Here is a 17,547-nt window from a genome sequence, read left to right as displayed (position 1 = left end):
ATTTTTTCCTATTTTAATAAGCTCAAAAAGTCTGAAACTGGATCATTTGGAACCATTTGAGCAGTAAGTTTAACACCTTTTTCTGCCAATTTGTGGAAATCCTCCACATCCTTGTCCACTACGTTGATAGAACGTGTGATGGCACGAGTTTCTGGTGTTTGAGACATGTTCCCAACATTAAGGGTTTCAAGTGGTACACCTGCTTCTACCAAACCAAGGAAGCGGTCTGGTTTACGAGCCACGATAAAGAGACGTTGGCTATCGTATTTACCAGCAAGAATATTGGCTGCCGCTTTTTCAATTGGCAAAATACTCAATTTCACACCTGGTGGTGTCGCAAGTTTCAAACCACTCTTTTCAACGTCATTGTTGACAACTTCGTCATCTACAACCATAATACGTGAAACATTTAGTTTTCCAGCCCAAAGATTGGCTACTTGTCCGTGGATCAAACGTCCATCGATACGGCATCCTACAATTGTCATAAGTTTTCCCCCTTTATATGTTTTAGTGTAGGTTTACGAGTTAAATGAATCTCTTCTTTATATTCACCTTCTGTTTCAAAGATGATGATGCGGTTAGCACCTTCCTTGAGATAGCTATGAGGAATATAAAGCGAGAGAGTTGGGCCGACGTTCCAAAAACGTCCTAGATTCTGCCCATTGACAAAAGCAACTCCCTTACCAAACTCAGATAAGTCTAGGTAAGTATCTTTCGGCTCCTCGACTGTAAAGTCATAAGCGTAAAAGGCTGGCTGTCCTTCTGTCCATCCTTTTGAAAAATCAATTTTCTTAGGATTATCCAGTGGTAGTGGATATTGTTTCCAATTAAGTAAGAAGTGTAAATCCTTGCAGACACCTGTTCGGATTCCTTTACGCTGCGTATCAGCTAAGAACTTGTGACCATAGTTGACACGCCCCATATTTTCTATCAAGATGTCAAGTTGTGAAGAACCTTTTCGATTACCTTGACAATAGATATCTTCTCCAATCTCCGTCTGATATTGAGTTGCAATTCGTTGACCATCTACAAAGAGTTGAGCACGGTCACGTCCATCGATGATACGAAGTCTTTCTTCTTCTGCATCCCAGTTTGTTTCTGTTCGATAAAGTAGGTATCCATAACTTTGTCCTAGCTCCTCCATCTTTTGAGGATAGAGACTTTCTACAGGACTAGATAAGCTATCCAAGGTTTCAAACAAGGAAACTTTTTCAGCTAGTGGAATAGCATTTACTTTCATACTTTCCTTATAGAGCGGTTCCAACTGCGGATACTCTGGGAAATGCGTCGCCATCATCTTCTTGACTGCCAGATATTTGGCAGTTGGATTTCCTTCTTCATCCAGAAGGGCATCGTAATCATAAGATGTAACTTGTGGCAAGTCCAAGGTTCCTCGAGCTGAGCAACCATTCATGAAGCCAAAGTTTGTACCACCGTGGAACATGTAGAGATTGATAGAGCCTTGTTCCAAAACCTCTCGAACTGCATCTGCCAATTCTTTTGGATCCCGTGTGATAATCGGTTCTTTCCAACGATTGAACCAGCCATCCCAGAACTCCATACACATGAGTGGCCATTTCTTACCATGTTCATCAAAGAATTCCTGCATCTGTGAAAAGTTGTAAGGTGCCTTAGAACCAAAGTTTCCTGTTACAAAGAGGTCATCTTCGATTAAAGTTCCAGCTTTCAGAGTTGCTCTCCAAGGACCATCTGACGTAAAGAGGGGACAGGTTACGCCACGCTCTTCCATCAACTGTCGAATCGCTCTCAGATAAACCTTATCCTCTCCGTAAGAACCATACTCATTTTCAACCTGCATCATGAGGATATTGCCACCATTGTCCAATAAATGTGGAACCAATCGTGACAAGAGTTGGTCATAATAGCGGCCCACAGCTTCAATATAGGCTGGGTCAGATGAGCGGATTCTCATATCTTTGGTTAAGAGCCAAGCCGGTAAACCACCGAATTCCCATTCCGCACAAATAAAGGGAGACGGACGAACGATAGCATAGAGACCCAAATCTTGTGCTATCTGAAGAAATCTCTCCAAATCCTGAGCTCCTTCAAAGTTAAACTCACCTTCACGAGGCTCATGTAAATTCCAAGCTACATAAGTCTCTACCGTATTAAAACCAAGGGCTTTCAAGTTGTAGAGTGAATGATACCAATCTTCTGGAGGAATTCTAAAATAATGAATGGCGCCGGACAAAATCTTGAACGGTTTCCCATCTAAATAGAAATCGTCCCTAATCTCAAATCGTGTCATATTACTACCTTCTGACAATTAAAGTTCACGCTTTCATTTGTTGATATAGTAAATATATCTCAATATTTTGAATTTGTCAATAGACTTTCACAATTTTTTTCATTTTTAACTAACTTTTACACAAAAAACTTATAAAAGTCGCTAATTTATAACAATAGCATCCTTTAAAAACCATGCATAAAAATGTATGTTTTTCTATTAATTTCGATATAAATTAACCTTATACCCTATTATTCTAATTTTTTTATTCAAAACTCTACTATTCTTTTCAATTTTATGGTAAAATCTTTAGTGGAAAAGGAAAATCGAGGTGAAAACATGGCAATTCCAAAGTATCAATATATTAAAGATGAGTTAAAGAACAAAATCATTTCTGGTCAATTTGCCAGTGGAGATAAATTCTACACTGAAGCTGAATTGATTGCAATGTATGATGTAAGTTCTATCACAGTTGTCCGCGCCTTAAACGACCTTGCCAAGGATGGCTATATTGTCCGTCAACAAGGAAAGGGTACATTCGTTTCACGTGCACGCAAACATAAACTCGTAGAGTTTTCAGATGTAGAAGTTTTTGAAACTAAAGATGATAAAGTTACCGTCCTTTCTATTGAGCGCGGAAACAAATTAAACTACTTAGAAAAACTTGGACTACGTGGTGACCAGTTCTACTACAAGATTGAACGTATACGCGAAACGAATGGCGTCGTATACATCTACCACACATCTTACATTCCAGAACAATACATCAACGCAAATTATCCAAATCTTGAATATTATAGCTCTATCTATAACCGTTTCAAATTGGATTACCACATTCACATGAATGATGAACATTTTGAAGAAATCAATGAAATAGCATTTCCAACTCCAGAACATGCGGCTTCGGTCTTCGGAGTCGATGAACAATTCCCAACCGTTTTACAAACCAAGACGACTAAACTAGAGTCTACTGGTCAAGTTCTCGCATACAGCGAAACATATAAACGAGCAGATTACTACAAAATCAAATTCATTTCATGTGACCGTGATCACTGAGAAGAAAGCCTAAGCCTTGCTTGGGCTTTTTCTATGCTTATTATATGAAGCTAAAAGTATATTTTCTATATGTCAATTAAGATAGACTAAATTTGTTTAAATTTTACTAAAATATTGTAATTTTTTATTAAAAGTACTTTAAGACAAAATAAAAATCGAAGTTCTTCTACTCCAGTAAATAGAGTAATAGAACTTCGATTTTTATTCTAATTATCTTAATCCAAGACGGTCAAAGATATCATCCACTCGTTTAGTGTAATAAAGAGGGTTGAAGATTTCGTCAATTTCTTCTTGTGTGAGGCGTGATGTCACCTCTGGATCTGCCTCAAGAAGCGGTTTAAAGTCCACTTGGTTATCCCACGAGTAGGCTGTTTTTGGTTGCACCAAGTCATAAGCCTGTTCACGTGTCATCCCTTTTTCAATCAAGGTCAACATGGCACGTTGGCTAAAGATAAGACCGAAAGTTGAGTGCATGTTGCGGATCATGTTTTCTGGGAAGACTGTCAAGTTCTTAACGATATTTCCGAAACGGTTGAGCATGTAGTCAATCAAAATGGTTGTATCTGGTGTGATAATACGCTCAGCTGATGAGTGTGAAATGTCACGTTCGTGCCAGAGAGCCACGTTTTCATAGGCTGTAAGCATGTGACCACGGATAACACGCGCAAGACCCGTCATGTTCTCAGAACCGATTGGGTTGCGTTTGTGAGGCATTGCTGAAGACCCTTTTTGACCTTTGGCAAAGAATTCTTCCACTTCGCGTTGTTCTGATTTTTGCAGACCACGAATTTCTGTTGCCATACGCTCGATGGAAGTTGCGATACTAGCAAGAACTGCAAAGTACTCAGCGTGAAGGTCACGAGGAAGCACCTGTGTAGAGATTTCTTGAGCACGGATACCCAATTTGTCGCAGACGTATTGCTCAACGAATGGTGGGATGTTAGCAAAGTTCCCAACCGCACCAGAAATTTTACCAGCTTCCACACCAGCAGCCGCATGCTCGAAACGCTCGATATTACGCTTCATTTCACTGTACCAAGTTGCCAATTTAAGACCAAAAGTTGTAGGTTCAGCATGCACACCGTGGGTACGACCCATCATGATGGTAAACTTGTGCTCCTTAGCCTTATCAGCGATGATGTTGGTGAAGTTTTCAAGGTCACGACGGATGATATCGTTGGCTTGCTTGTAGAGGTAACCGTAGGCCGTATCCACCACGTCGGTAGAAGTCAATCCATAGTGAACCCACTTGCGTTCTTCACCAAGTGTCTCAGAAACCGCACGCGTGAAAGCCACCACGTCATGGCGAGTCTCCTGCTCAATTTCCAAAATACGGTCGATGTCAAAGTCCGCCTTTTCGCGAATCAAAGCCACATCTTCCTTAGGGATTTCTCCCAACTCAGCCCATGCCTCGTCAGCCAAGATTTCCACCTCAAGCCAAGCACGGTATTTATTTTCTTCACTCCAAATATTCGCCATCTCAGGGCGAGAGTAACGGTCGATCATATTGTTAATTTTTCCTTTCTTCTTAAGCTGTTGGGAATAAACTATCTAGGTAAAGCAAGATTTCTACTCAAACTCCTCTTTCCCAATAAACACAGACGGATAATTATTTAGTGTATTCAAATCCGTATCCAGCGGTAAATCATAGATAGCTAAATAGTTTTCAGGGTATTGTACAGTTAGTTCTTTATATTTAGCTTGTACCTTATCTTGATCAGCACTAGCATACAAGACTTCCACGACTGCTCCAGTCTTCTCCTTTTCAACAAATGCATTAACGATAATTTGTATCATAGACTTGTCCTAAAAATCTATCCCTTTCCCAAACTCATCCACACTATCTGGTTCATCACTAAACAAAGTCACATGTCCCATCTTGCGGTTGTGTTTCGCTTCTATTTTACCATACATATGGAGGTGGGCGCTTGGATTTTCTGTGATATATTTTTCAGCAGCCTCGACATGCTGACCGAGAACATTGAGCATGACAGCAGGCGCATGGAGTTTGATGACTGGCAATGGTGCTCCGAAAACGCCCAAGATATGGGTATCAAACTGAGAGAAGTCGCAGGCTTCGATAGAGTAGTGGCCCGAGTTGTGTGGACGTGGAGCAATCTCGTTGACAATGATGTCGTCAGCTGTCGCAAACATTTCCACACAAAGGGTTCCAGACAGGTTCAACTGTTCAGCGATTCGCACTGCCATAGCTTTAGCTTTGGCTGCTAGACTTTCTGAAATGCGAGCTGGTACAATGGTCTTAGACAGGATATTGTTGCGGTGGATATTTTCCTGAACTGGGAAAACCGTCACGTCCTTGCCATTTCCTGATACGATGACAGAAATTTCAAGGTCAAAATTAACAAATTCTTCCAAAACGCAGTCTGCTGAGTCAGCTAGGACATAGGCTTCTTCCAAATCTGCTTCTGAGCGAATGACCTTTTGCCCATGCCCATCGTAGCCACCAGTCGCAGTCTTGAGGACATAGTTTTTTGACAAGTCAATATCTGCCAAGTCTTGGCTAGAAGTCACAACCTTATAGGTTGCAACTGTCACTTGGGCCTTGTTTGAAAGAAAGTCCTTTTCAAAAATCCTGTTTTGAGAAATGCGGAGCAGGTCGGTCCCTTGAGGGAGTTGTCCATCCTTGATAACGAGATCCAAACCGTCAGCATCGACATTTTCAAACTCATAGGTGAGGACATCGCAACGCTCAGCCAACTGGCGCAGAGCATCCACGTCATTATAAGGCGCCACGATGATTTCCGCCACGCGAGAGGCAGGGCAATCCGCAGCAGGATCTAGCGCTATGACCTTATGCCCCATGTAGATAGCAGAAATGGCCATCATCTGCCCCAGCTGACCGCCACCGATAATTCCGATTGTTTTAGATGAGCTCATTTGTTGACTCCTCTGCGATTTTTCCTTGTTCTTCTGCGAAATCTGCCAATGCTGTCGCGATAGCCTGATCCGCTACTGAGAGGAGACGGAGAGCGAAGAGGGCAGCGTTGGTCGCACCTGCTTCACCAATAGCCATAGTTGCGACTGGTACTCCACCTGGCATCTGAACGATGGAATAGAGTGAATCTACGCCACTAAGGGCCTGAGATTTGACTGGCACGCCGATGACTGGAAGGGTTGTTTTGGCAGCTACCATTCCTGGCAAGTGGGCTGCGCCTCCAGCACCTGCGATAATGACCTTAATACCACGGCTACGGGCTTCTTCTGCATGCTTGAACATAATGTCTGGCGTGCGGTGAGCAGAGACAACCTTCTTTTCATAGGCTACACCAAAGTGGTCTAGGACTTCTGCTGTTTTTTGCATAGTTGCCCAATCAGATTTTGAGCCCATGATGATGGAAATAATTGGTTTCATATCTTCTCCTTTTTCCTCTTTTTCAACAATCAACTTAGGTTGTGAGGGACGGCAGCAGCCACCAAAGGTGTCTCATGCCTAGATTGGAAGCCCAAGGTCTTCCAACTTCCCTGAACGATTGGATTGTCATTCAATCGTTTTTTCACAACGGCGGTGATTGTTCTATATTAGCTCGCTAACGCTCGCAAGTTATGCGACCATTATCGTACTTGGCGACTGCGTCGCTTTTTCTTATATCTTTATCGAATCGCCTTACTTCCGATATCTGTTCGGTAAAAGAGGCCTTCTGTGTTTTGTTGGGCGAGTTCACTGTAAATAATGTTTTGTCCGTCTTCGACGGTATCTGCAGTAGTGACAAGCATATAAACACGTCCGCCATTTGACAGCAGTGCACTGCTATTTTCCGCAAACTTAGCCCCTGCATAATAGGTGATAATGTCGCCTTCTGTCTTGGCTGGCAACTTGACACCTTTTTCATAGTCTAGCGGATAACCATTGGATGCGACAACCACACCCAGAGTCACACCATTGTCCGTCCATGTGATGTTTGGCTCCTTGCCATCCAGAATATCTGTGATATTTTGGGCAAAATCAGAGGTCAGACGAGGCAAGATAATCTGAGTTTCTGGATCTCCGAAGCGAGCATTAAACTCGATAACTTTAGGTCCATCAGATGTCAAGATAAGCCCTGCGTAAAGGACACCCAGATAAGGGCGACCTTCTTTAATCATCCCTTCAAGGACTGGCTTGACAATGGTGTCAACCGCTGTGGCAACCACGCTCTCTGGCAAGTGAGGAACTGGCGCATAGGCACCCATACCCCCCGTGTTAGGCCCCTTATCGCCATTATAAGCACGTTTGTGGTCCTGAGCCGTTGGCATGATGTAGAACTTGTCCCCATTGACAAAGGCAAAAAGTGAAAATTCCTCTCCCTCAAGGAATTCCTCAATAACCACACGCGCACCTGAGTCACCAAATTTATTGTCCAAAAGCATCTCGTGAGCTGCTTCGACTGCTTGCTCAACCGTCTCCGCAACGACGACACCTTTTCCAAGAGCCAAACCATCCGCCTTGACCACGATTGGAGCGCCTTTTTCTTCTATGTAGGCCTTGGCTTCCTCGAAATCTGAGAATGTGCCATAGGCTGCTGTCGGAACGCCATATTTGACCATGACTTCCTTGGCAAAATCCTTGGACCACTCCAACTCCGCTGCCAATCTTGTCGGACCAAAAGCCTTGAGCCCAGCTTTGTTAAAATCATCCACAATCCCAGCCGCAAGGGCGTCATCTGGACCAATAAAGGACCAAGCGATATCGTTGTCTTTTGCAAACTCAACCAATTTAGAATGTTCGGAAATAGAGATATTTACCAATTCCAAACCATCAAGAGTCATCCCATCATTCCCAGGAGCTACAAATACTTTTTTAACGTCTTTTGACTCAAGCAACTTCTTAGCAATCGCATGTTCACGACCACCAGAACCGACAACTAACAGCTTCATCTCTCAACCTCTTTTGCGAATTATTTACTAATATTATATCATAAACGTTCGTTTTAATCTTGTTTTGTTATGCCTTTTAATCAAAAAAGGGAAAGAAACTGTTTTCTTCCCTTTAGCGTTCTTAATGTCTAAAATGTCTCACACCTGTGAAGACCATAGTCAAGCCATATTTGTCAGCAGCTTCGATGGATTCTTGGTCACGGACGGATCCACCTGGCTGGATGATAGACTTGATACCTGCTTTGGCGATTTCTTCCACGTTATCCGCAAATGGGAAGAAGGCATCCGAAGCAAGCACAGCGCCGTCAAGACGGTCTTTAGCTTGGTCGATGGCAATACGAACAGAAGCCACACGGTTGGTTTGACCTGGTCCAACACCCAGCGTCATATGATCATTGGTCACGATGATACCGTTTGATTTGACGTATTTAATAGCTTTCCAAGCAAACTCAAGAGCTGTCGCTTCTGTCTCAGTTGGCTGACGTTTGGTCACCACTTGCCAGTCAGCTGGGCTTTCCTTGATCACATCTTGATTTTGAACAAGGAGCCCGCCAACCACACCTGTGTATTCTGCTTCCGCTTCACTCGCTTCTTGAGCGTCAAATGGCAAGGCAAGGATACGCAAGTTTTTCTTTTTATTGGTCAAAATAGCTAGCGCCTCATCCGTATAGCTTGGTGCAATGATGATTTCGAGGAAAACACCATGCATCTTCTCAGCTGTCGCAGCATCCACCTCACGGTTAAGAACAACGATACCACCAAAGATAGACACTGGGTCAGACTCATAAGCGTAGTCCCAAGCAGTCTCGATGTCATCAGCCTGACCGATTCCACATGGGTTCATGTGTTTAAGAGCCACAACGGTTGGACGGTCTTTAAAATCACGGATGATACGAATAGCCGCATCAGCGTCACGGATATTATTGAATGACAATTCTTTCCCGTTAAGCTGTTTGGCTGAAGCAATGGAGTAATCAGTCGGCAAGGCTTTTTGGTAGAAGTCCGCGTCTTGTTGAGGGTTCTCACCGTAACGCATGGCTTGCTTGAGGTCATAAGTCAAAGTCAGCTTTTCAGGCTTGCTTTCTCCGACTTGAGCAGTAAAATACTCCGCAATCAAGGCATCATAAGCCGCTGTGTGACGGAAAACTTTGGCCGCTAAACGTTGACGCGTTTCGTAAGTCGTTTCACCATTGGCTGACAACTCGTCCAAAACTACTGTATAGTCAGCAGGGTCTACCACAACTGTCACGCTGGCGTGGTTCTTCGCTGCTGAACGAAGCATGGATGGCCCACCGATATCGATGTTCTCCACTGCATCCGCGTACGTCACGTCTGGTTTGAGGATGGTTTCCTTAAATGGGTAAAGATTGACCACTACAAGGTCAATGAGCTCGATTTGATTGTCTTTGGCCGCTTCCAGGTGACTATCCAAATCACGACGAGCTAGGAGTCCCCCGTGGATATTTGGATGAAGGGTCTTGACACGACCGTCCATCATTTCTGGAAAACCGGTCACATCATCAATCGCAATGGTATCTACCCCAGCATTATCAAGGGCAACCTTGGTCCCACCTGTCGAGATAACATCCCAACCAAGTTTTTTTAGTTCTTGGGCAAATTCAACAATGCCCGCTTTATCTGAGACGCTGATTAAAGCTTTTTTCGTCATTCTATTCCTCTTTCTTTAGGTCCAAGCGCATAGCGACTTCGTTATTTTCTTCTATAAATCCTGTTTCCTGAAAACCCAAACTAGTCAACAGGTGCTTCATTTTTTCATTTCCAACCACATAATCTGCGATAATATGATTGCAAGTGCTATCCATCTGAGCCTTTTTGATCAGAACTTCCACAGCTTTTCGTCCATAACCTCTTCCTTGGTACTGTTGGCCAATCATTATCCGCCAGATAAAGTATTCCGCTTCATCCTTATCTATTTCCAGCAGGAGAAAGCCAACCACTTGCTTATCCCAATAGATTGCCATCGGAAACACATCTTCGTTTTTCCGATAGAGCCATGCATCAGCTAAAGATCGTACATTTGGAGCCACGAAACGTGCTCGTTCATCAGCTTCAGATATTTTCAAATCCAGCACTGCCTGAAAACTGCTCTCATCTACTAATTTCAGTTCAATCATTTTTTCTCCTAGCAAGATTGCGCAATCAAAACTTGATTTACTTCTTATCTTCTCCCCATCCCTAAACTCTCTAGAACTTCTGGATAGAGCTGATACTCCGCTTCATGAATCCGAGTTTCAAAACTGTCAATGGTATCATTAGCTAGTCGCGGTACACGCACTTGTTTGATAACCTTGCCTGTATCCACCCCTGAATCCACCCAGTGAATGGTAACACCAGACTGATCCACGCCAGCATTCCAAGCATCTTCAATCCCATGAGCTCCTGGAAATTCTGGCAAGTAAGCTGGATGGATATTGATGATTCGACCTTCATAAGCCGCCAATAAGGTTGGCCCAACGATTTTCATGTAGCCTGCTAGACAAACCAAGTCAATCTGGTGTTCTTCCAAGAGTTCGACAAGGGCCGCTTCGTAGTCTGCCTTGCTCTCAAACTCCTTGAGTTCAAAAGCATAGGACAGAATGCCGAGCTTGTCTGCACGTTCGAGCACATAGGCGTCACGATGGTCTGAAAAGACAAACTCTACTGGAAATTGGTCCGCTATCACCTGAAAATTTGAGCCATTACCAGAGGCAAAAACCGCTATTTTTTTCATTTGATGGTGACACTTTCGTTTTCTTTCTTGACGATGCGACCAATTTCATAGACTGGTTCATCCAACAATTCCTTGACGCGACCTACATTTTCAGGGCTAACTGCCAACATGAGCCCCACACCCATATTGAAGATTTCAAACATTTCTTCGTGTTTGATCTGACCGTATTTTTCAAGGGCTTTGAAGATTGGTAAAACTGGTACCTTGCTTTCCTCAATCTCAGCTGCCAAATCAGCTGCAAACATACGAGGGACATTCTCGATAAAGCCACCACCTGTGATGTGGGCAATGCCGTTGACCAACTCTTCCTTGATGAGTGGTAAGACAGCCTTGACATAGATACGAGTCGGCTCAAGAAGGACTTCCTTGAGTTTCTTTCCTTCCAATTCTGGCAAGACTTCCTCACCTGTGTAATCCGCAAAGACACGACGGACGAGAGAGTAACCATTGGAATGAATCCCACTTGAAGCAAGTCCGAGAAGAACATCTCCCTCTGATACTTTTGAACCGTCAATGATTTGAGATTTTTCAGCCACACCAACTGCAAAACCAGCCAAGTCATAGTCATCTTCGCCGTACATGCCAGGCATTTCAGCCGTTTCCCCACCAATGAGAGCAGCGCCTGCCTGCACACAACCTTCTGCCACACCAGCAACGACTTGCTCTAGCTTAGCTGGTTCATTCTTCCCTGTCGCTACATAGTCAAGGAAATAGAGGGGCTCCGCACCTGCAGCGATGATATCATTGACACACATGGCCACACAGTCCTGACCGATGGTATCGTGCTTGTCGTACTTGATAGCCAGCATGAGCTTAGTTCCGACACCGTCAGTCCCTGAAATCAAGACGGGTTCTTTAACCCCAGTCTTTGAAAGGTCAAACATGCCACCAAAGCCACCCAGAGCCCCCATGACACCTGCACGCTCCGTACGAGCCACGTGCTTTTTGATTCGTTCAACAACTTCATAACCCGCTTCAACATCCACGCCAGACTGGGCATAAGCATTTTTATTTGCCATTTTATTTTTCCTTTTCTTTGAGAAGATTGCGACGTATTTTTAGATAAACAATTATTTTATCTAATACTCAATGAAAATCAAAGAGCAAACTAGGAAGCTAGTCGCAGGCTGTACTTGAGTACGGCAAGGTGAAGCTGACGTGGTTTGAATTTGATTTTCGAAGAGTATAAAAATACTAGTCAGGGCTCTAGCTTTGATCCTATAGGACAAAGCGCCTACTGACAAATGCTTTAGCTTTTAGTCAGTGGTGAGACGTGGAGCATAAGCATTTTTATTTGTCATTTTTATATTCCTTTTCTTTAACAGAAGATCTGTCATCTATTTGTAAAAACTGGTCTTTTCTTCCAAACTTCTACGATAGTCTTCTTCATAGTCGTAGAGAGGCGTTGGGTAATCCCCATCAAAATAAGCGACACAGAGACCACCATTTGGCGCATCCGTTTCAATACCAATCGACTCAATCAACCCCTCAACAGAAAGATAGGTCAGACTATCCGCACCAATGATTTGGCGAGTTTCTTCGACTGTATGATTGGCCGCAATCAGTTCCTGACGGGTCTGGATATCAATCCCGTAGAAGCATGGATAAGCTAGCGCTGGACTTCCAATAGCCACGTGAACTTCAGTCGCACCCGCTTCTTTCAAGAGCTGAACGATACGACGAGAGGTTGTTCCACGTACAATAGAGTCATCAATCATAACCACACGCTTGCCTTTCACAACACCAGAAACAGCAGATAGTTTCATCCGCACCCCTTGCTCCCGCAATTCTTGAGTCGGTTGGATAAAGGTACGTTGGGTGTATTGGTTCTTGATAAGACCCATTTCATTTGGCAAACCAGATTCTTCCGCAAATCCCATGGCTGCGCTTAGGGAAGAATTGGGCACACCGACCACGATATCCGCCTCTTGCTTGAATTCACGCGCCAATTGGGCACCCATACGTTTACGTGCCGTATGAACATTGACACCGTGGATATTAGAATCAGGGCGGGCAAAATAGATATACTCCATAGAACAGATTGCTAACTGGGTATCATCTGTATAGCTGTCATACTGGATGCCCTTGTCATCAATGATCACAATCTCACCTGGCTTCAAATCACGAATCCATTCAGCACCAATAACCTCAAAAGCACAGGTTTCAGAGGAAACAACCACCGCTCCGTTGGCCATTTTCCCGATAGAAAGGGGACGGAAACCATTGGGGTCAAGAGCCGCAATCAACTTATCCTCAAACAGCAAGATATAGGCAAATCCACCTTTGACAAGGCTGAGCGCTTCTTTGATTTTGCCCATCAAGTTCGGATTGTGACTCCGACGAATGAGGTGGGCCAAGATTTCCGAGTCCGAAGTCGCGCTGAAAATCGCTCCTCTTTGTTCCAGTTCTTTCTTGAGAGAGGCTGCATTGGTCAGATTTCCATTATGAGCCAAACCAAACTGCATATCGTGAAAACGGAAGAGGAAGGGCTGGATATTATCTACAGAAGCTTCGCCAGCAGTCGCGTAACGCACATGCCCAATCGCACCAGTTCCCGTCAATTTATCCAAATTAGCAGGATTTCTGAAGACTTCTGATAAAAGTCCCATGTCACGATGGCGCTTCAATTGTCCCTGATCATTGGAGAGGATTCCTGCCCCCTCCTGACCACGGTGCTGAAGACTATGGAGACCAAAATAGGTCAATTTAGCAGCGTCTGGATGTCCCCAGATACCGAAAACACCACATTCTTCATTAAGAGATTTTACTTCGTATGTCATTTTATATACCTAATTTTTATTTGTGTAGCACCAAGAGCTAAATCTACATGACTTTTACATTACTGATACTATCTATTAGAAAATCTGCAAGTCTTATTTTCCAGTAAAGTATTTAACCGCCGACGTAAACAGGTGCTGGTCTTTATTTCCTGGGATGTTTTGGAAAAGACCGTCCTCATAACGTTCTGAGTGGCCCATCTTACCGATGATTTGGCCATTCTTGCTAGTAATTCCTTCAATGGCATGGACAGAACCATTCGGATTGTACTTAGAGTCCATACTTGGTTTGCCGTCAAAGTCAACGTATTGGCTGAAAATTTGTCCATTGTCACGGAGCTCTGCAAATTCCTCAGCCGTCACGACAAACTTCCCTTCACCGTGTGAAACAGGAATAGCGTGGATATCGCCCACTTGCACCGCTGCTAACCATGGTGAGTTGATGTTGGCAATGCGAGTTTCCACCATCTTGGCCACGTGTTGGTTGGCATCATTGTAGAAGAGGGTTGGGCTAGTACTGCTGGCATCTTCAAAGTTCCCGTATGGAAGAAGACCTGATTTGACCAAAGCCTGGAAGCCATTACAGATACCGATAATCAAGCCACCACGGGCGATAAAACTATCAATAGCTGCACGCACTTTTTCATTGAGCAGGATATTGACAATAAACTTAGCTGATCCATCTGGTTCGTCCGCAGCTGAGAATCCACCTGCAAAGAAGAGGATGTTAGCCTTACCGATATTGTCAACCATGGTTTCAACTGACTTGACAATGGCTTCTTCATTGAGTGTCACGAATGGCACCAAGTTAACCTCTGCGCCTTCTTTTTCAAATGCCTTGGCTGAGTCATATTCTGAGTTGGTTCCTGGGAAGACTGGGATGTAAACCACAGGTTTTTCAACCTTTTCTTTGGCTTTAATCACAACATCTGATGCCACAGCTGATACTTCAGCCAGTTCTTTGGCTTGGGCAAATTCTGTTGGGTAAACTTCTTCCAGTTTTCCTTGGAAGGCACTGTCAAGCTTGTGTCCATCTAGCTTCACACCGTTGACAAGGAGTGTAAAGTCTGCTTTCGTTTGACCGATTCTCTCTACTCCAGCAATTTCTTCAGGAGATGTAAAGACAAATCCACCCAATTGAGCTGTCAAAGCTGTCTCAAGTTCAGGCAAGATCACCTCTGCACCGATATGATTTCCAAAAGTAGCAAGTGCCAAACTTTCAAGCACACCACCGTATTTAACAGCTGAAGCTGCTGTTACTTTGTGAGCCTTTTGAAGGGCTTCAAACTGAGCAAAGTTTTTCTTAATTAAGGCAAAATCAATCTCTGCAGAGAGGGCTTGACCTGGGATGTAGTAGATATTTTCCCCAGCAGTCTTGAATTCAGGCGAAAGCACCTTACGGCTATCTGCGGTTGTCACACCAAAGGCTACCAAGGTTGGCGGTACTTTCAATTCTTCAAAGGTACCAGACATAGAGTCCTTACCACCGATAGATGGCAAGCCAAGCTGAATTTGCGCTTCAATAGAGCCTAGGAGAGCTGCTACTGGCTGACCAAAACGCTCTGCTTGTTTATCCATACGCTCGAAGTACTCTTGGTAAGAGAAACGAGCCTTAGACCAGTTGGCACCAGTCGCCACTAGACGAGCTGTCGCTTCGATAACCGCATAAGCAGCACCGTGGTATGGAGACCATTCTGCAATATAAGGGTTAAAACCTTGAGCCATGACTGACGCAGTATGAGTCACACCGTGTTGAACTGGCAATTTCTGCACAGATGCCTCAGTTGGTGTGAGTTGGTAACGACCACCAAGTGGGTGATTAACCGTAGAGCGTCCAACAGAGCAGTCAAAGATAGTCTGTAATCCTTTTTGACTCGCATGATTCAAATCAGATAGAACCGCAAGGGTATCTGCTTCAAGTGTGTCAGCAGATGTTTGACGTTCTTCTGGAAGCTTGATATCCTTGTCCACAACCTTAGCATCGACGACCACACGCACACCATTGGTGTCAAGAAAACGACGTTCCAAGTCGACAATGGTTTCACCATTCCAGCGCATGACTAGATTTGGTTTTTCAGTCACTGTCGCAACAACAACAGCATCAATATTCTCTTTGTTACATTCTTCAACAAAAGTAGCTACGTCTTCAGGACGAACCACAACCGCCATCCGTTCTTGTGATTCAGAGATGGCAATTTCGGTACCATTCAAGCCTTGGTATTTAAGAGGCACCTTGTTGAGGTCGATTTCAAGACCGTCTGCCAATTCACCGATGGCTACACAGACACCGCCTGCCCCAAAGTCGTTGGATTTCTTGATGAGACGAGTGACATCACCATTACGGAAAAGGCGTTGAATCTTGCGTTCTTCGATGGCATTCCCTTTTTGGACCTCAGCTCCAGCAGTCTCTACAGACTCAACTGTTTGAACCTTAGAAGATCCTGTCGCACCACCGACACCATCACGACCAGTCTTACCACCAAGGAGGATAATGACATCACCCGCTTCCGGTTTTTCACGGACAACATTGCCCTTAGGAGCTGCACCGACAACTGCACCTAGCTCCATACGTTTAGCTACAAAACCTGGGTGGAAATATTCACGAACGTAGGTTGTGGCAAGCCCAATCTGGTTACCGTATGAAGAATAACCATGAGCCGCTGTTTTAGAAATAACCTGTTGTGGCAATTTACCAGCACGCGTTTCAGAGATTGGTGCTGTAATATCACCCGCACCTGAGATACGCATGGCTTGGTAGACATATGAGCGACCTGACAACGGATCACGAATGGCTCCACCGATACAAGTTGCCGCGCCACCAAATGGTTCAATCTCAGTTGGGTGATTGTGGGTTTCATTTTTGAACATGAGGAGCCAAGGTTCCTTGACGCCATTGACATCCACTTCAATTTCAACTGAGCAGGCATTAATTTCATCAGATACTTCCATATCATCCAAACGACCATTAGCACGCTCATAACGACCGAAAATAGTGGCCATATCCATCAAGGTTTGCGGTTTTTCAGAACGCCCCAACTCATCACGCATAGCAATATACTTGTCATAAGTCGCCTGTAATTGTTTTTGAAATTTAGAAGCTGAGAAGTCGATGTTTTTCAACTCTGTCTCAAAAGTCGTGTGACGGCAGTGGTCAGACCAGTAAGTATCCAACACCTTTAACTCAGTCTCAGTTGGCACACGTCCAATTGACTTGAAATAATCTTGGATAAAGAGCAAATCATCCACTTCCATAGCCATCCCTTGCTCTGCCTTATAGCGGGCAAAGTCTTCTGCTGTATAGCTTTCAAAGAAAGTCAATTTAGGAATGGTCTTGTCCGACTCTGAAAATTCTTGCTTGGCGATCCCTGTCGTGATATCCTTGAAACGAGAATCAACTGGATTGAGCAAGTAGTTCTTGACCGCTTCTAACTCAGTCGCATCAATATCTTTATTAACCAAGTAAAGTTGGGCTGTATTGACTGTCACATCACTCGAACTTCCCAGTAAAAGCAAGGCTTCCTGTGAAGAAGCCGCACGCTGGTCAAATTGCCCAGGTAGACTTTCAATAGCAAAGAAAGCATAGTTGTCCAGATCCGCCTGCACAGTCGCTTCGTCCAAGACATGGTCTGTCACCTGCTCAGAGAAGATGTGTTTCTCTGCAGGTGCAAACAAGTCCTCTGCCAAATCAAAGACATCATAAACTTGCACAATGCGAATACTTTTCAAAGTTGAAAGGCCCAAGTTGTGTTGAAGTTCTCTCACCAAGCTCTCTGACTTGACCTGAAAATCAGCCTTTTTCTCAACAAAAATACGTTTATCCATCAATTTTTATTCCTTTATTTCAGCTCTTGCAATTTTCC

Annotated in this window: 15 protein-coding genes; 1 reads left to right on the top strand and 14 read right to left on the bottom strand. The window is 44.0% G+C overall.

The window, feature by feature from the left end:
* Window positions 1–8: 8 nt before the first annotated feature.
* On the bottom strand, window positions 9–485 hold the full coding sequence (locus tag RWP09_RS08650) for a PTS system mannose/fructose/N-acetylgalactosamine-transporter subunit IIB (RefSeq protein WP_000156971.1): 477 nt from the start codon (window positions 483–485) through the stop codon (window positions 9–11).
* On the bottom strand, window positions 482–2,269 hold the full coding sequence (locus RWP09_RS08645) for a beta-galactosidase (RefSeq protein ID WP_314436669.1): 1,788 nt from the start codon (window positions 2,267–2,269) through the stop codon (window positions 482–484). The genes RWP09_RS08650 and RWP09_RS08645 overlap by 4 nt, the downstream gene beginning before the upstream one ends.
* Before the next feature lie 318 nt (window positions 2,270–2,587).
* On the opposite strand from RWP09_RS08645, the gene RWP09_RS08640 reads away from it, so the two are divergent.
* Complete coding sequence (locus RWP09_RS08640; protein ID WP_314436665.1) at window positions 2,588–3,304, top strand: GntR family transcriptional regulator; 717 nt, start codon at window positions 2,588–2,590, stop codon at window positions 3,302–3,304.
* A gap of 210 nt (window positions 3,305–3,514) precedes the next feature.
* On the opposite strand, the gene purB is transcribed toward RWP09_RS08640, so the two are convergent.
* The 12 genes from purB to RWP09_RS08580 all read right to left on the bottom strand — a co-directional run bounded on the left by purB (window position 3,515) and on the right by RWP09_RS08580 (window position 17,509).
* Window positions 3,515–4,810, bottom strand: coding sequence for an adenylosuccinate lyase (purB, locus tag RWP09_RS08635; protein ID WP_314436662.1), 1,296 nt, complete (start codon window positions 4,808–4,810; stop codon window positions 3,515–3,517).
* Window positions 4,811–4,873: 63 nt separating this feature from the next.
* Window positions 4,874–5,101 carry a phosphoribosylaminoimidazole carboxylase gene (locus RWP09_RS08630; RefSeq protein WP_314436660.1) on the bottom strand — a complete coding sequence of 76 codons (228 nt, stop codon included), beginning with the start codon at window positions 5,099–5,101 and terminating at the stop codon, window positions 4,874–4,876.
* Window positions 5,102–5,110: 9 nt separating this feature from the next.
* Entirely contained in the window at window positions 5,111–6,202 is a 1,092-nt protein-coding gene (gene purK / locus RWP09_RS08625) for a 5-(carboxyamino)imidazole ribonucleotide synthase (protein ID WP_314436657.1), read from the bottom strand.
* Window positions 6,189–6,677, bottom strand: coding sequence for a 5-(carboxyamino)imidazole ribonucleotide mutase (gene purE / locus RWP09_RS08620; protein WP_314436654.1), 489 nt, complete (start codon window positions 6,675–6,677; stop codon window positions 6,189–6,191). Before purE ends, purK begins: the two co-directional genes overlap by 14 nt.
* Window positions 6,678–6,706: 29 nt before the next feature.
* A complete protein-coding gene (locus RWP09_RS08615; RefSeq protein WP_314436651.1) occupies window positions 6,707–6,823 on the bottom strand; it encodes a phosphoribosylaminoimidazole carboxylase in 117 nt (38 codons plus the stop codon).
* 93 nt (window positions 6,824–6,916) lie between these two features.
* Window positions 6,917–8,179 (bottom strand): phosphoribosylamine--glycine ligase, encoded by a 1,263-nt coding sequence (purD, locus tag RWP09_RS08610; protein WP_314436648.1) that lies wholly within the window; start codon window positions 8,177–8,179, stop codon window positions 6,917–6,919.
* 121 nt (window positions 8,180–8,300) lie between these two features.
* Window positions 8,301–9,848: a bifunctional phosphoribosylaminoimidazolecarboxamide formyltransferase/IMP cyclohydrolase gene (purH, locus tag RWP09_RS08605; RefSeq protein ID WP_314436645.1), complete on the bottom strand. Its 1,548-nt coding sequence runs from the start codon at window positions 9,846–9,848 to the stop codon at window positions 8,301–8,303.
* Between the two features lies 1 nt (window position 9,849).
* A complete protein-coding gene (locus RWP09_RS08600) occupies window positions 9,850–10,314 on the bottom strand; it encodes a GNAT family N-acetyltransferase (RefSeq protein WP_060627286.1) in 465 nt (154 codons plus the stop codon).
* A 44-nt stretch (window positions 10,315–10,358) separates the two neighbouring features.
* Entirely contained in the window at window positions 10,359–10,910 is a 552-nt protein-coding gene (gene purN, locus RWP09_RS08595) for a phosphoribosylglycinamide formyltransferase (RefSeq protein ID WP_314436640.1), read from the bottom strand.
* On the bottom strand, window positions 10,907–11,929 hold the full coding sequence (gene purM, locus RWP09_RS08590) for a phosphoribosylformylglycinamidine cyclo-ligase (RefSeq protein WP_314436638.1): 1,023 nt from the start codon (window positions 11,927–11,929) through the stop codon (window positions 10,907–10,909). Before purM ends, purN begins: the two co-directional genes overlap by 4 nt.
* Before the next feature lie 318 nt (window positions 11,930–12,247).
* Window positions 12,248–13,690, bottom strand: a complete 1,443-nt coding sequence (gene purF, locus RWP09_RS08585; protein ID WP_314436635.1) for an amidophosphoribosyltransferase — start codon at window positions 13,688–13,690, stop codon at window positions 12,248–12,250.
* Between the two features lie 93 nt (window positions 13,691–13,783).
* Window positions 13,784–17,509 carry a phosphoribosylformylglycinamidine synthase gene (locus RWP09_RS08580; protein WP_314436632.1) on the bottom strand — a complete coding sequence of 1,242 codons (3,726 nt, stop codon included), beginning with the start codon at window positions 17,507–17,509 and terminating at the stop codon, window positions 13,784–13,786.
* Window positions 17,510–17,547: the final 38 nt, after the last annotated feature.

The sequence above is a fragment of the uncultured Streptococcus sp. genome (assembly GCF_963521255.1).
Taxonomy (GTDB): Bacteria; Bacillota; Bacilli; order Lactobacillales; family Streptococcaceae; genus Streptococcus.
The sequence above is the reverse complement of the archived record's forward strand: the minus strand, read 5'-3'. Positions and strand labels throughout refer to the sequence as shown.

Coding starts and splice junctions, on each gene's coding strand:
- RWP09_RS08650 (WP_000156971.1), bottom strand. CDS start 485: ATGACAATTGTAGGATGCCGTATCGATGGACGTTTGATCCACGGACAA.
- RWP09_RS08645 (WP_314436669.1), bottom strand. CDS start 2,269: ATGACACGATTTGAGATTAGGGACGATTTCTATTTAGATGGGAAACCG.
- RWP09_RS08640 (WP_314436665.1), top strand. CDS start 2,588: ATGGCAATTCCAAAGTATCAATATATTAAAGATGAGTTAAAGAACAAA.
- purB (WP_314436662.1), bottom strand. CDS start 4,810: ATGATCGACCGTTACTCTCGCCCTGAGATGGCGAATATTTGGAGTGAA.
- RWP09_RS08630 (WP_314436660.1), bottom strand. CDS start 5,101: ATGATACAAATTATCGTTAATGCATTTGTTGAAAAGGAGAAGACTGGA.
- purK (WP_314436657.1), bottom strand. CDS start 6,202: ATGAGCTCATCTAAAACAATCGGAATTATCGGTGGCGGTCAGCTGGGG.
- purE (WP_314436654.1), bottom strand. CDS start 6,677: ATGAAACCAATTATTTCCATCATCATGGGCTCAAAATCTGATTGGGCA.
- purD (WP_314436648.1), bottom strand. CDS start 8,179: ATGAAGCTGTTAGTTGTCGGTTCTGGTGGTCGTGAACATGCGATTGCT.
- purH (WP_314436645.1), bottom strand. CDS start 9,848: ATGACGAAAAAAGCTTTAATCAGCGTCTCAGATAAAGCGGGCATTGTT.
- RWP09_RS08600 (WP_060627286.1), bottom strand. CDS start 10,314: ATGATTGAACTGAAATTAGTAGATGAGAGCAGTTTTCAGGCAGTGCTG.
- purN (WP_314436640.1), bottom strand. CDS start 10,910: ATGAAAAAAATAGCGGTTTTTGCCTCTGGTAATGGCTCAAATTTTCAG.
- purM (WP_314436638.1), bottom strand. CDS start 11,929: ATGGCAAATAAAAATGCTTATGCCCAGTCTGGCGTGGATGTTGAAGCG.
- purF (WP_314436635.1), bottom strand. CDS start 13,690: ATGACATACGAAGTAAAATCTCTTAATGAAGAATGTGGTGTTTTCGGT.
- RWP09_RS08580 (WP_314436632.1), bottom strand. CDS start 17,509: ATGGATAAACGTATTTTTGTTGAGAAAAAGGCTGATTTTCAGGTCAAG.